Source organism: Kroppenstedtia guangzhouensis (assembly GCF_014637345.1).
Classification (GTDB): Bacteria; Bacillota; Bacilli; order Thermoactinomycetales; family DSM-45169; genus Kroppenstedtia; species Kroppenstedtia guangzhouensis.
In genome coordinates this window covers 57703-72862 of record NZ_BMEX01000009.1, presented here as the reverse complement: position 1 = coordinate 72862, position 15160 = coordinate 57703, and the positions used below count along the sequence as shown (strand labels likewise).

Genomic DNA, 15160 nt, shown 5'->3' with positions numbered 1-15160 from the left:
CCCCCTTCCACCTTTTTTCAGGTAACCATTCCCATCAGGTAAACCACCGTGAAGATAAAGATCCAGACCACATCGATAAAGTGCCAGTACAGGCTGGCCAGATAAAACTTCGGAGCTGTGTGCACCGTAATTCCTTTTTTGGCTCCCTGAATCACCAATCCCAAAATCCACAGAACACCGAACAACACGTGAGCCCCGTGGGTTCCCAACAACAGGTAAAAGGAAGAGGCAAAAGCACTCCCGCTCAAGATGTGTCCCGCATGGACATACTCCATAAATTCGTAGGATTCCAGAACGAGAAAGGCTGCCCCCAACAAAATCGTCACCCGAAACCAGAACAGCATTTTTTTGGAGTCATGGGCATGCATGCTCATGATCCCCAACACACTGGTTAAACTGCTGACCAACAGGATCAGGGTGGAAATGGCCACCATCGGCAATTGAAACAACTCATGGGAGGCGGGACCGTTCATGTGAGATCCCTTCAAGGCAACATAAGCTCCCATTTCCGTCGCAAACAGGGTCGATTCCGCCGCCAGAAACAACCAGAATCCCACGATTTTATTTTTACCTTCCAATGTGGCTTTTTCCGGCTCGGCGGGAATCCCTCCCGCCACCGAAGCAGTCTTCTCTTCAATCTTCATCAGCTGTCCACTCCCTGTCCTTTCAATTCATCAGGCTGAAGGTGATATCCGTGATCCTCCTGGAAGGAACGGACATACATCATAATGAACACGACCACCAATCCCAAAGCGCCGACCTGCCAACTGTGAAACACGAACCCGAACCCGGAGATGAAGAATCCCACAGCCATGATAAAAGGCAGATGGGAGGGAGAGGGCATGTGGATCAGACCCAGCGGTTCCGCCGGCTTCAGCTTGCCGTCCCCATGAACCTTTTCCAGCCACCAGGCATCCAACCCCCTCACCCGGGGAGTCTGAGCAAAGTTATAGACCGGGGGCGGAGAGGAAACCGCCCACTCCAGGGTACGTCCGTCCCAGGGATCTGCATCGGCTTGCTTCCCCTTTCGAAGGGTCCAAACCACGTTGTAAAGTAGAATCAAGACTCCGATCGTCATCAGGAATGTCCCGATCGTACTCACCATATTGCCCGTTTCAAATCCTTTGTTCGCTTCAAAGGTAAACACTCTGCGGGGCATGCCGTTCAACCCCAGGAAATGCTGCGGGAAAAAGGCCAGGTGTATACCCAGATAGAAGAACCAGAAGCTCCATTTTCCCAGTTTTTCGTTGAGAACCCTGCCGAACATCTTGGGCCACCAGTAGTAGAATCCGGCCAGCATTCCCATCACAGTTCCCCCGATGATGACATAGTGAAAGTGGGCCACCACAAAGTAAGTGTCATGAAATTGCAGGTCAGCCGGAACCGTTGCCAGCATCACCCCGGTCACTCCTCCCATGACAAAGGTGACAATAAATCCGGCGGCATAGAGCATCGCTGTGGTGAATCGGATTCGCCCACCCCACATCGTGAACAGCCAGTTGAATATCTTGATCCCTGTGGGAACGGCGATGGCCATGGTGGAGATGGCAAAGATGGAGTTGGCCACCGGTCCCAATCCCACCGTAAACATATGGTGCAACCATACCATGAAGCCCAAAAAGCCGATCAGAACAACGGCAAACACCATGGAGTGATATCCAAACAACCGCTTTTTGGAGAAGGTTGGAATCACTTCGGAAAAAACTCCGAAGGCCGGAAGGATCAACAGGTAAACCTCCGGGTGACCAAAAATCCAGAAGATGTGCTCCCAGACGGTAACATTTCCCCCTCCCGCCGTTGAGAAGAAAGTGGCGCCGAAGATCCGGTCAAACATCATCATGAACAATCCCGCCGTCAACGGGGGAAAAGCAAACATGATGATCGCCGACGTCACAAATGTGGTCCAGGTGAACAACGGCAGGCGCAGATAGGACATGCCCGGAGCCCGCATATTTACGATCGTGGTGATAAAGTTGATGGCGCTGATCAATGTCCCGATCCCGGAGATTTGCAGACCGAGCACATAATAGTTGACCCCGGGGCCCGGACTGTAATCATTCAGGGCCAAGGTGGCATAGTTGGTCCATCCGGCATCAGGTGCCCCTCCGAAAATCCAGCTCAGATTGAGAAGCAGCCCACCGGATACATACAGCCAGTAACCCAGGGAGTTGAGAAAGGGGAAAGCAACATCCCGGGCCCCGATCTGCAGTGGAACAATAAAGTTCATCAACGCAAACAGAATGGGCAGAGCCACCAGAAAGAGCATGGTTGTACCATGCATGGTCGTCAATTGGTTATATGTGTCCCCCACAATGAACGCATTGTTGGGGACCATCAACTGAATCCGGATCAGAAGCGCCTCCAGCCCCGCCACGGCGAAAAAGAAGCCGCCAGAAATCAGATAGAGAATCCCGATCCGCTTGTGGTCCACTGTGGTGATCCAACTCCACAGATCGCTTTGTTGCATCCGTTCCAGAAATCTTTTGTTGTACCCTCCGGTCAGAATAGCCCCGAGGAACAAAACCAAAATGAGTATGATGATCAGGGTGGCCAAGGAACTCCCTCCTTCGATCTACTGTATTGGTTTATTTCAGGCTTTCCAGATAAACGGATAGTGCATCCAATTGCTTTTCCGTCAGATGGTCAAAGGCCGGCATCCGGTTCCCCGGTTTGAACCCTTGGGGATTTCTCAACCAGTCCTTCAGGTTCTTCTCATTGTTCGGCAGAATACCGGCAATCCGGGTCCGCTCGCTGAAAGCGGTCAGTTCGGGACCCGTCCTTCCCTCCACCTTGAATCCGCCTCCCCGCACAGCATGACAACCGATGCAATTCTGATTGAACAGGCGTCTCCCTTCTCTGGCTTGAACCGTTTTGGGTGTGGAGTCGGGTTTCCTCTGCGAAGCGATCCACCGATCAAAATCATCCGGCTTGTGTGCGATCACCCGAAAATTCATCAAGGCGTGTGATGCTCCACACAACTCAGCGCATTTGCCCTCATAAACCCCCGGTTTATCTGCCTGAAGGACAATCCGGTCCTGTCTGCCCGGATTCAAATCCTGCTTTCCCCCCAGGCTGGGAACCCAGAAGGCATGGATTACATCATGGGATTTCATCACAAAATCCACTTTTTTACCAACTGGGATATGAACCTCATTGGACGTGGAAACTTTGTGGTCCGGGTACTCAAATCCCCACCAGTACTGGTATCCGATCACATTGACCCGGATGGACTCCTCCGGGTCCGGCTTCTTGTCAAGAGTGAAGGTAGTAGAGATGGTGGGAACAGCCAGAATGATCAACAGTAACACCGGAATCGCCGTCCACAAGATCTCCAACTTTTTGCTTCCCGCCACCTGTTCCGGGATTCCTTTTTTCTCATCACCCGGGCGTTCCCGATAACGAAGCACGACATAGATGTAGATCGCCGCAACCACAATCACGACAAAGGTCATAATCCCTGTACTTAGATAAATCAGATTCAGCTGTGATTTTCCGACCGGACCCTGGGGATCAAGTGCGGACATATTGTTACGACTGACACATCCGGCCAACAGACCGGGAATCGTTAACAGCCACCAGGCCGGTAAGCGTCGTTTCATTCGGAGTCACTCCCCATTCATCAACACAAGGTAATTTTGAAAGGCCGTCGATCATCCGGAGAAGGGAGCGGTAAAAACCGCAACCGCCGCCAAGATCAAGGTAAGGTAGATCAACGAGTAGCGAAACATCCATCGAGCCCATCGTTTCTCCTCCCCCTTCTTGACCCTAAGCAACGCCAGGATCAAGTAACTTACCCCCAAGACCAAGGCTGTCACCGAATACCCCCAACTCAAAGTCCCACTTCTCCCCAACAACAGGGAAACCGGAAGTAGAAGACAGACAAAGAATAACATCTGTCGGCGGGTGTTCCGTTCCCCCTTCACCACCGGAAGCATGGGAATCCCGGCTCTTCGGTAGTCATCCGTTTTCAACAGAGCCAAAGCAAAAAAGTGTGGGGGTTGCCACAGAAACAGGATGAAAAACAGAATCCAAGCCGGCCAAGTGAGGCCTTGACCTGCAGCCGCCCACCCGATCAATGGGGGGATCGCCCCGGACAGACTGCCGATCACGGTGTTGGAGTGTGAGATCCGCTTCAGCCATAAAGTATATACGACCACATACAGAAAAGATCCGGCCGCTCCCAGCCAGGCCGCCAGGAGATTCACCCCTACCGACAGTGACCACACCCCAGCCCCGGCAAAAATCAAGCCCAACAGAACGGCTGCTCTCCGGCTGACTCTTCCGGAAGGTACCGGTCGATGCCTGGTCCGCTCCATTTTGCGATCGAAATCCCTGTCAATTCCGTTATTCAAGGCACAGCTGCCTCCCACCACCAAGGCAGTCCCCAACAGGGCCCAACTCAAACTCCTCCATTCCGGGATTCCGCCGGAAGCGAGCCAATACCCCACCATACAGGCAAACAGGTTGGAAAGATTGATCCCCGGTTTGGTCAGTGAAAGAACATCTTTTCCAGAAGAGAGGATCCTTTCCGAGAAGGACAGTCTGTTGACTGGACGGATCTTGCGCGGAGTGGTGGTGAAGGGTTGATCCATGGTTTCCCATCCTTTCCCGATGACGTCCCTGGAAGAACGTCGGGTGATATTCCACTCACGCTTAACTTTCCAATAATATGGATTGAATATGTGAAAAATGGGGTGAAAAGAAAAAAAACCCGCTTTGCGGGGACTCAGGAGATGGAATCGAAGTTTTCTCCCTTGATTATTTGTTGATTCCTGTCTCTTTTTTTCTCTTCCATAAAGCCACACCAAGACAAATTACCCAAAACACCGCCAAACAGGTGTAAACCACTCTTTGATTCCACTCCGCAAAAAGCTCGGAGGATTTCAGCAATGTTTGGGTGTTCGTGATAATGATCAGACCACCTACCAGTATCCCCAACAGATAGGAAGGAACCACCCGGACACACCAAGCAGCGATCGGAGCGGCCACGACCCCTCCGGCCATCAACATTCCCACCCATAACCAGTTCACTTCATTCCACCCCAGAGAGATGAGAAACCCCATAGTGGCAAAGAGAGCGACAGCAAATTCACTAGCATCCACCGACCCGATCACCTTCCGGGGCTCCATCTCTTTCCGGGATAAAAGGATCGGAGTAGTCAGGGGGCCCCATCCTCCTCCACCGGTGGAATCAGCAAATCCGGCGATCAGGCCGAGGGGTGCCATCCATTTCACAGGCTTCCTCCCGATCACCCTCCGGGGTCGTTTTTTTCCAAACAGAAAACGGGAAATAACAAAAAAACCTAACAGAAACAGAAAAGCGGCGATAAATGGCTTTACGGATTCCCCCGGCAAATAACTGAGAAAGCAAGCTCCCAAAAAAGCGCCGATGGAACCGGGAATCATCAATCTCTTGACAACTGACTTGTCAATATTGCCAAACTTCCAATGGGAGAGTCCGGATGCGGCAGTGGTCACCAGCTCCGCCATGTGGACTGAAGCAGAGGCAACCGCAGGTGCAATCCCATAAGCCAACAAGAGTGAAGTGGAAGAAACACCGTAAGCCATGCCGAGCGCACCATCGATCAATTGGGCAACAAATCCGATCAAAGCAAGGACCATCAGCCTTTGCATAAACCTTGGTTCCCTCCCCGATGCGATATAGTGGAGGACTCACCCCTTTTTGATAACACCGATTAAATCAGGGGTTCAGTCAGCTTCACAGGATAACGCATCTTATGCTTGGGGGGGAGAGTGGGTTCCCGTCTGCATCACTCTTTCCATTTCCCTCGATATATAAAAAAGCACGCCTCCTTTCAATGGCATGCCTTGTCACAATGAAGGGTATTTATAGACAGCAATAGGTAGTAAAAGAAACCATATATACTACCAAAGCGACCTGTGTATCACAGGATACTCATGGATTCCTGTGGAAGAGAATGGACATTTTGAGGTATTTGAAATGGCTCCTGATCCTCGAAGAAACGTAGAAATTAATGAACGTTTAGTTTGATGAGGAGGTTCAAACTTGGCACACGTACATTGATTTCAAACGCAGGCCACTTTTACGTGACTTTAAAAGAGCACGATACGCACTTGTATCGGATTTTCCATGTTGTTTCACTATATTTTGAAAACCAAAAACTACCGCAGGAAAAAATAGAGAATGATCACGTATTAAATTCAGAGCTTCCCCAGTCCCGCTTAGCACGTAACGTTTCTTGAATTCCTTGATCCAAGGGAGTGACGGGAATTCTACCCATCCGCTTTTCGTACTTCGTACAGTCCAAGACGAAACGGTCTTCGTAGAGATAGAAGAGTTCCACCATTTCCTTCATATCTGGATTAAACCATCCCATCATCCGAAGCATCCATTTGGGAATGGACTTGCCAGATAGGTCTTTATCTAGGATTTTTCCGATTGTATCCAGTATTTTTGTTCCTGAAACCTCCTGACCCCCGATATTCCAAGCCTCGCCACCCGCTTTGCCCGATAATGCCAATTCAACTAGGGCTTTTGCACCATCCGGCACATAAATGTACTCCCGTTTTACCTCCAACGGGCCGATCCAGTGAATTTTTTTCTTCTTCAAAGCAGTGGAAACGATATAATCCATATAACTGTTTGTAGCATGAGGACCATAAAAATCCGGAAATCGTACGATGACCCCTTGCACATCGCCATGATCATGTGCTTCTTGCAACATTTGCTCCATTTTCAAGCGTATTTTTCCTTTTTTTGTTTTTGGTCTGGTCGGATGATCTTCGCTGACAGGATTGGTATTGGGAATTCCATAGGAGTGAATCGAGTGGACCAACACAAATGTTCTCCCATCACCGGATGCCCCTTTTAGAAGGGATTCCATCACGGGAAATTGCTTCTCTTCCCATTCCAGATAGGGAAATCCAATAGAGTGAAATACCAAAGAAGAATCTTCACAAGCGCGCCGGGTCAGTCGAGGATCCATCGCATCTCCGGTCAGGACCTCCACATCAACATCGTGCAACCGCTTCTTGATTTTCTCCTCACTTCTGGCTACAACTCGTACCCGATATCCTTTCCTATACAATTCGCGTACCACATACTGTCCCATTCCTCCAGATCCTCCGAAAACAGTCGCGGTGGGTTGACTCATAACCTTCCCTCCTAAGTTATTAATCCTAAATAATCTGTTATGTGGCAAATTGAATATTATCATGTCATCATGATACTGTCTATAAAACAGGCGCGTTGGTTATCTATATTTTGGAATATGATATCGTGTCCTGTCACACTCGTGTGGGTTCCCATCTGCATCACTCTTTCCATTTTCCTATAAAAAAGCACGCCTCACAGGAGACGTGCTGATGAATCAGAATGAGGATCGTGTAAGCAGCTCCCATGAAACAGGTTGTCCCCTTATGTCAAAACATCCCTCGTCACCAGACGAGGGATGTTTTGAATGAAGACTCAGGAGAGGAAGGCCACTCCCACGGCACAAACCAGACCAAAAAAGATCCCCGAGAACATGAAAGATACAATCGTCGCTTCCTTCTTTAAGTGCAGATGCATGAAGGAAAAGAGTTGCATAAACACCTGGACTGTCGCCAGACCCAGGATCATGGGTATGATCCATTGCTGGGGAACGATGTTCATAACCACAGCGGCAAAGGCGAGACCCGTCAATACAAGCATCAATCCGAAAGAGACGACATATTTGAAACCACCGGCCTGCTTTTCGGTCCGGGGTTGGCTTTGCTGTGCCTTGGCTTCCATGATTTAACCCACCTTCCCCATCAGATAGACAACGGTGAAGATAAACACCCACACCACGTCGATAAAGTGCCAGTAGAGGCTGGCCACAAAGAACTTGGGGGCCATTTCCTGGGTCAAACCCCGTTTCCGGGCTTGGAACAAGAGACCCGTAATCCAACAGACTCCAAACAACACGTGAGCCCCATGGGTTCCAAGCAAGGTGTAAAAAGCGGAACCGAAGGCACTACTGGTAAAGGTGTGGCCTTCACCCACATACACGAAAAACTCGTAGATCTCCAGAGCGAGGAAAGACGCTCCCAACAGGACGGTCACCCCGAACCAGAACATCGTCTTTTTATAATTATGCTGCTGCATCCCCACCACACCGAGGACACTGGTCAGGCTGCTGAACAACAGAATCAGCGTGGACACAGCCACCATCGGGATATGATACAGTTCCTGAGTGGTCGGGCCATCCAGGGAGGAGTTCCGCAACGCGAGATAGACTCCGAAGAAACAGGCGAACATGACGGTCTCGGCACCGAGGAAGAGCCAGAAACCGATGATTTTGTTCCGCCCTTCCATGGTCGCCCGCTCCGGATGGGGGGACAGACCCGTCGCAGCGTTTGTGTGCTCAACCCGGGCTGTACTCATCACGCATTCGCCCCTTTCTCTATTCGTTGGATCTCGTCTGTTTCAATGTGATAGCCATGATCCTTTTCGAAGGAGCGGAGGAACATGACCAGGAAGAAGAAGGCCAGGCCAAGGGCTCCCACTTCCCAAGAGCGGAAGACAAAACCCAAACCGGATACAAACATGCCCAGAGACATCAAGAAAGGCAGATGATTGTTGTTCGGCATGTGGATCGGACCCAGAGGCTCCGCCGGTTCCATTTGTTTGTTCCCTTGCATCTTCTCATGCCAGAAAGCATCCAAGGCACGAACTTTTGGCAACTGGGCAAAGTTGTACACCGGGGGCGGAGATGGGATCGTCCATTCCAGGGTACGGCCATCCCAGGGGTCGCTCCCGGCAGGGGTCCGGTGACGGTAGCTGTAAATCACATTGACGACGATGAGAATCACACCCAGAGCCTGCATGTATGCACCCACAGTACTGATCTGGTTGATCATGGTCACGCCGTCTTCTGGTTGATAGGTGAACACCCGGCGCGGCATTCCGAAAAAACCGAGGAAGTGCTGGATGAAGAAAGTCAAGTGGAACCCAATAAAGAAAATCCAGAACGACCACTTGCCCAGCTTTTCGTTCAGCTTATAACCGAACATCTTGGGCCACCAGTAATAGCAACCCGCCAAGATACCGAACACGGTACCGCCGATCAAGACATAATGGAAGTGGGCCACCACAAAGTAGCTGTCATGGTATTGGTAGTCTCCCGGTGGTGAGGCAAGCATCACTCCGGTGACACCGCCCATGACGAAGGTGGGAATAAAACCGACGGCATACAGCATGGCTGTTGTAAAGCGAATCTTCCCACCCCACATGGTGAACAGCCAGTTAAACACCTTGATCCCGGTCGGGACTGCAATGGCCATCGTCGCAATCGCAAAGATGGAGTTGGCGACAGGGCCCATCCCAACGGTGAACATATGGTGAGCCCACACCATGAATCCGAGGAAACCGATCAGCAATGTGGCAAACACCATCGAGTTGTAACCGAAGAGTCGCTTCTTGGCGAAAGTGGAGATCACTTCGGACATAATACCGAATGCAGGCAGAATCACAATGTAGACTTCCGGGTGACCGAAAATCCAGAACAGATGCTGCCAAATCACAGGGTTTCCACCGGCAGCCACGTCAAAGAAGTTGGCACCGAAGATACGTTCAAACATCACCAGGAACAGCCCCGCGGTCAGCGGCGGGAACCCGAACAGAATCAAAGCGGAAGAGACAAAGGAAGTCCAGGTGAAAAGCGGCATCCGCAAAAATGACATCCCCGGAGTCCTCATGTTGATGATCGTTGCGATAAAGTTGAGCCCGCCCATCAACGTACCAAATCCGGATATTTGGACCCCCAGCACATAGTAATCAATTCCCGTTCCCGCACTGTAAACATTGGATGCAATGGGAACGTAGTTGGTCCATCCCGAATCAGGAGAATTACCGAACAGCAAGCTCAGGTTCATCAGCAACGCACCGAAGAAGAAGAGCCAAAAACCCAGTGCGTTGAGAAAGGGGAAAGCGACATCCCGCGCCCCGATCTGAAGTGGAATGACCGCGTTCATCAGCGCGAACAGAAGCGGCATGGCGACGAAGAAAATCATGTTCGTGCCGTGCATGCTCAGAAGCTCGTTAAATTCCCGCCCCACAATAAAGTCGTTGTTGGGAAACAACAGCTGGGTTCGCATCAGCAATGCTTCAATTCCGCCGATGACAAAAAAGAAAGTTCCACCCAGCAAATACAGAACGGCAATTTTCTTATGGTCTGTTGTCGTGATCCAATCCCACAACCAGTGGGAACGGAGACGGTTGTTCAACTCTTTGTTGTATCCCCCGGTCAAAATGGCACCCAAGAAAAGGGCGAACACGACCAAGACAACAATCGTAGCCAAAGGGATTCCCTCCTCCAGTCAGTACTGCCGTGCAAAAAACTCCACCGATTGCACTTTTCGCCCAATCACTCTAGGCTCTCCAAATATATCTTCAGGTTTTTCATATCTTTTTCGTTCAGGAAGTCAAAGGACGGCATATAGGTGCCAGGCTTAATCTCGTCGGGATGTTTCAGCCATTTGTCCAGGTTCTCATCGTTGTTCTCCAACAGTCCCGCAACTTTCTGCCGCTCGCCGAAGCCTGTCAGGTCGGGTCCTTTGCCTCCGCTGGTTTTCAGTTCGGTACCTTCAATGGCATGACAGCTCATGCAGTTTTGGCTGAACACTTTTTTACCGGCTTCCTGCTCGGCTGTACGCGGTTCGGAGGAAGGTTTTTGCCGTTTAGCCACCCACTTGTCAAAGTCACTTTGCTCATCGGCAACCACCTCAAAGTTCATCAGAGCGTGGCTCGCCCCGCAAAGCTCAGCACAGCGTCCTGCATAGACACCCGGTTCTTTCGCGTCCAACCACATGTGATTGGTCCGACCGGGAGTCATATCCTGTTTCCCTCCAAGCTCCGGGACCCAGAAGGAGTGAACCACATCATCGGAGGTAAGTTCCAGGTGAACCCGCTTGCCAGCCGGGATGTGCAACTCCTGTGCTGTTTTGATCCCCAAATCCGGATAGTAGAACTCCCACCAATATTGATGTGCCGTCACCTTCACCCGCAACGCATCTTCCTCCTCGGAAGGCTTCTCCGCCAGTGTGAAGGTGGTGGTCAACGTGGGAATCGCCAGGATCACCAGCAGGATGACCGGAATGATAATCCAAAACATCTCCATTTTCATACTGCCTTCAACCTGTTTGGGGATGGTGTTGTCCCCCGGTTTTTGACGATACCGGATCAAAACATAGAAATAGATGGCCATGACAACCACAAAGACGAAAGTCATGATGTAGACACTCAGCATGATCAGATCAAGGTTTTTCTCACCGGCACTGCCTTTAGGATCAAAGACGGATTTCGCCGGCTCTTCACATCCGGTCAACACCAGGGCAAATACCGCAAAAACGGCTAAAAGAAGCGTCAAACGTTTCCCTCGACTCATACCCGTTTAACCCCGCTTTCTCTCATCAAATCGATCAGACCGACCACTCTCTATATCAAAACAACGCCGCTGGTCTATACATGATCCAGGCGACTGTTGGACATACTGACAAGCCTTCACGACCACCTCACCTGAACAGGATCGGGTCGATGATCATTGCCACCTGCATCATCGTCAAGTACAGAAGCGAAAAGAGGAACATCCTTCGGGCCCAATCTTCGTCATCCTGGGAAGACCAACCGGCGATTGCCTTGTAGAGCCACGCGCCGCCGAGAAGGATCGCCATACTGAGATACAACCAGCTCACCACGCCTGTCCCGAACAACAAGAGTGACGCAGGAAGCATCAGAATCACAAACAGCAATATTTGCCGCCGGGTGTCAGCAAGGCCCTTCACCACCGGCCACATGGGAATTCCCGCCGTCCGGTAATCATCGACTTTCATCATCGCCAAAGCGTAGAAATGGGCCGGTTGCCAGACAAACATGAACAAAAACAGCACCCAGGCGGGAAAGTCCAATGTTCCTTGCACCGCCGTCCAACCGATCATGGGTGGGATGGCCCCGGAGATACTGCCAACCACTGTATTCCAGATCGTTGTCCGTTTCGTCCAAACGGAGTATATAAGAACGTAGACAAAAAAACCGACCGCCGCTAGTATCGCCGAAAGCGGGTTCACCAGAATCACCAGAACGGCCACACCGGCCATCCCCAAAAGCGCTCCCATCCAGAAAGCGGATGATGGCTGAATTCTTCCCGCGGCCACAGGACGGTTACGAGTCCGGTTCATGAGCGGATCGATGTCACGATCAATGTAATTGTTGACCGTACACCCTCCGGCGATGACCAGCGCCGTCCCCAACAAGGTGGCCAACAAGAGACTAAACTGGAATGATTGAAAACCGGCTAGCCAAAAACCAGTGAACACCGCCATCAGATTGGAGGCATTGATCCCTGGTTTGGTTAAAACCCAATAATCCCTCCAGGTGGCTTTGGTCATCCCCGCCTCCGAACGGGGCTCTTCAGCTAAAAGCCTGCCCGAGGTCTGTTGAATCATGGGTCGTTCCACGGTACCCCTCCTTTCTATGGATCGGGCCCACTGTATTTGCCTACTGCCGTACGCCTCTTCCGCTCCCGGAACGACGGACCCTCCTGCGACATCCACTTGCAAGCCAAGGAGAGGGTGACAAAAAACTGCGCTGGAACTCCTCCTGTTGGTTTAAGGAGGAACCAGCGATGATCCTTCCAAAGAAGGCGTCTAAAATCTCTTTCCTATTCTTCTACAACTTCCTCAAACGACCAAATCCATGAGTCCGGTAACGGAGCATTATACAATGGATCGGCAGTATAGTCATGTACATTTTAGATGAGCCAAAAGAACAACGTCAAGTAAGACCGGCAAAGGTTCAAAATATGGATACATTAAGGACACGATTGTTTCCCGAGGGTCCTTCATTCGTTGGAAACCGGCGTGATTCAAAGGGGGCATCCTCCTACCCCTCGACTCATACTTTTGGACTATCATTCTATCTCAGTAGTGGAATGGGTGAGCCACTTGCTAACTTGAACACAAGTTCCCTTTCCATTCACCGTCTGGATAATGAATTCATCCATCAGATCCCTGACTTGGCGAAGTCCATGTCCTTCCACCACTGACGGAGTCTCCGACATTCTGAGGATTTGTTCCGTTTCTTCCATCCCGGGACCGAAATCCCGGACCACCATGCGGATGCCCTGCCTTCCTTCCCTGTTGACCGGCTCCACCAGAACAGTTCCTTCATCCGCATGATGCACCACATTGAGCGCCAGTTCCGACACTGATGAAACGATGCGGCTCTGGTCCAACTCATCAAAGCCCAACCCTCCGGCGATTTCCCGAACCATGCTGCGAATGGTGACGACATCCGATTCGGTTTTAATCGGGATCAAGGTGCTCAACAGTCTCCCTCCCCAAGTTTCAGGATGTGCCCTGGCTGACCGGCACATCGGGCCCATCCAGATGTTGAACATTAAACAGGTGGGCATATCTTCCGCCCATCGCCATCAATTCCCGGTGGGTTCCGCTTTCGACAATCCGCCCCCCCTCCATCAGACAGATCTTATCCGCGTGAGTGATCGTGGACAGACGGTGAGCCACAATCAAAGTCGTCCGATTCTTCGCGAGCCGTCTTAGGGATTTCTGGATCAGACGCTCCGACTCCAGATCAAGGGCCGATGTGGCTTCATCCAGGATCAGGATAGCCGGATCCTTCAAAAACACCCTCGCAATAGCGAGACGCTGTTTTTGTCCCCCGGAGAGCTTGACTCCCCGTTCCCCGATCTCCGTGTCATACCCATCAACGAGTTTTGTGATGAACTCATGGGCGTTGGCCGCCTTGGCCGCCGCCACCACTTCCTCAAAAGAGGCATCTGTTTTTCCCATCCGGATATTCTCCAGCACACTGCCGCTGAACAAAATGTTATCCTGAAGCACCATCCCGATTCTCTCCCGAAGGTTGGACAGCTTCCAGTCACGTACATCCACTCCGTCCACTTCCACGCTACCCTGCTGAATATCGTAGAAGCGGGGAATCAAGGAGACCAGGGAGGATTTTCCGCCCCCACTCATCCCGACCAAGGCAATCGTTTGTCCGGGAGCAATCTCCAAATCGATCCCTCTCAGCACTTCCTCACCGCCATCCCGATAAGAAAAACGAACATCCCGGAAGGTGATCTCACCTCGTGCCTGCGGGACGGAGCGGGCATCCGAAGAATCCTGAATATCATAGGGTTCATCGAGGAACTCAAACACCCGGTCCATGGAGGCGAGAGCTTGGGTTAAAATGGTGGAGGAATTGACCAAGCGCCGGATCGGCGAATAGATCAATTGCAAATAACCATAAAAGGCGGTCATCTCGCCGATGGTCAAGTTCCCCTGAATGACTTGATAACCGGCAAAGGCGATCACCAGGATCGGTGCAATGTCTGTAATCGTATTGACAATTGCAAAAGTGTGCGCGTTCCAACGGGAATGAGCCAATGCTTTGCCAAGATAGTGTCGGTTTTGCTTATCAAACTGCCCCTGCTCATGCTTTTCCAGATTGAAGGCCCGGATTACGGAAATCCCCTGAATCCGTTCATGGAGATGGCCCTGCATCTCCGCCAGAGCTTGGGAACGCTCTCGCGTGAGTCTCCTTAATCCCTGATAAAAATATTTGACCGCCACACCATACAGAGGAAAGACGGACAAAGAAACCAGAGTCATCCTGGGATCCATCCACAACATGATCCCCACTGCAATCGACAAGGTGATCAAGTCGAGCCAAATGTTCATCATCCCGGTGACGACGAATTCCTTGGTCTGCTCCACATCGTTGATCACCCGGGAGATGATTTGACCCACTTTCCGGTTATTATAATAACGGAGTGACAACTTCTGGATATGGTCAAACAGCCGGTTGCGGATATCAAACAAGACCCGGCTGGCCGTCCACTGAGCGAAATACTGGCGGTAGTACTCTATCGGCCACCTCAGCACCGTAAAAACGAACAATGCACCCCCGAGGATCCAAAAAAGGTGGTTCAGTTTTTCCTCTGTGGACGCATTTGTCATCAAAATGTCATCGACCACGTATTTCAGAATCAGAGGCAACAATAGAGGAATGCCGAATTTCAGCACGCCCACCACCATAGTTGCCGCAATCTGCTTACGGTACGGGCGGACAAAACGAAGGTATCTCCGAACACTCCCCAATTCAAACTCAACTCCCACTCTCAGATCGATTCACCTC

Annotated in this window: 13 protein-coding genes; all 13 read right to left on the bottom strand. The window is 51.1% G+C overall.

The genetic code is table 11. The features are described from left to right. Positions 1-17: 17 nt before the first annotated feature. Positions 18-644 (bottom strand): cytochrome c oxidase subunit 3, encoded by a 627-nt coding sequence (locus tag IEV46_RS12370; protein ID WP_188432863.1) that lies wholly within the window; start codon positions 642-644, stop codon positions 18-20. Next, positions 644-2467 carry a cytochrome c oxidase subunit I gene (ctaD, locus tag IEV46_RS12365; RefSeq protein WP_188432888.1) on the bottom strand — a complete coding sequence of 608 codons (1824 nt, stop codon included), beginning with the start codon at positions 2465-2467 and terminating at the stop codon, positions 644-646. Before ctaD (IEV46_RS12365) ends, IEV46_RS12370 begins: the two co-directional genes overlap by 1 nt. Before the next feature lie 118 nt (positions 2468-2585). Then, positions 2586-3599 carry a cytochrome c oxidase subunit II gene (gene coxB, locus IEV46_RS12360; RefSeq protein ID WP_188432862.1) on the bottom strand — a complete coding sequence of 338 codons (1014 nt, stop codon included), beginning with the start codon at positions 3597-3599 and terminating at the stop codon, positions 2586-2588. 51 nt (positions 3600-3650) lie between these two features. Further along, entirely contained in the window at positions 3651-4592 is a 942-nt protein-coding gene (cyoE, locus tag IEV46_RS12355) for a heme o synthase (RefSeq protein ID WP_188432861.1), read from the bottom strand. Between the two features lie 166 nt (positions 4593-4758). Beyond that, on the bottom strand, positions 4759-5634 hold the full coding sequence (locus tag IEV46_RS12350; protein WP_188432860.1) for a sulfite exporter TauE/SafE family protein: 876 nt from the start codon (positions 5632-5634) through the stop codon (positions 4759-4761). A gap of 536 nt (positions 5635-6170) precedes the next feature. After that, positions 6171-7199: an NAD-dependent epimerase/dehydratase family protein gene (locus IEV46_RS12345; RefSeq protein WP_188432859.1), complete on the bottom strand. Its 1029-nt coding sequence runs from the start codon at positions 7197-7199 to the stop codon at positions 6171-6173. A gap of 251 nt (positions 7200-7450) precedes the next feature. Further along, positions 7451-7756, bottom strand: a complete 306-nt coding sequence (locus tag IEV46_RS12340; RefSeq protein ID WP_188432858.1) for a cytochrome C oxidase subunit IV family protein — start codon at positions 7754-7756, stop codon at positions 7451-7453. Positions 7757-7759: 3 nt separating this feature from the next. After that, complete coding sequence (locus IEV46_RS12335; RefSeq protein ID WP_188432857.1) at positions 7760-8389, bottom strand: cytochrome (ubi)quinol oxidase subunit III; 630 nt, start codon at positions 8387-8389, stop codon at positions 7760-7762. Then, the gene (gene ctaD / locus IEV46_RS12330; protein ID WP_229736084.1) at positions 8389-10230 is read right to left on the bottom strand and encodes a cytochrome c oxidase subunit I; all 1842 of its coding nucleotides are present in this window, start codon (positions 10228-10230) and stop codon (positions 8389-8391) included. Before ctaD (IEV46_RS12330) ends, IEV46_RS12335 begins: the two co-directional genes overlap by 1 nt. Positions 10231-10370: 140 nt before the next feature. Then, a complete protein-coding gene (gene coxB / locus IEV46_RS12325; RefSeq protein ID WP_188432856.1) occupies positions 10371-11390 on the bottom strand; it encodes a cytochrome c oxidase subunit II in 1020 nt (339 codons plus the stop codon). A gap of 127 nt (positions 11391-11517) precedes the next feature. Beyond that, positions 11518-12459, bottom strand: a complete 942-nt coding sequence (gene cyoE / locus IEV46_RS12320) for a heme o synthase (protein WP_188432855.1) — start codon at positions 12457-12459, stop codon at positions 11518-11520. A 452-nt stretch (positions 12460-12911) separates the two neighbouring features. Continuing rightward, positions 12912-13328: an ATP-binding protein gene (locus tag IEV46_RS12315; RefSeq protein WP_188432854.1), complete on the bottom strand. Its 417-nt coding sequence runs from the start codon at positions 13326-13328 to the stop codon at positions 12912-12914. A 19-nt stretch (positions 13329-13347) separates the two neighbouring features. Then, a complete protein-coding gene (locus tag IEV46_RS12310; RefSeq protein WP_188432886.1) occupies positions 13348-15123 on the bottom strand; it encodes an ABC transporter ATP-binding protein in 1776 nt (591 codons plus the stop codon). Between the last annotated feature and the right edge of the window lie 37 nt (positions 15124-15160).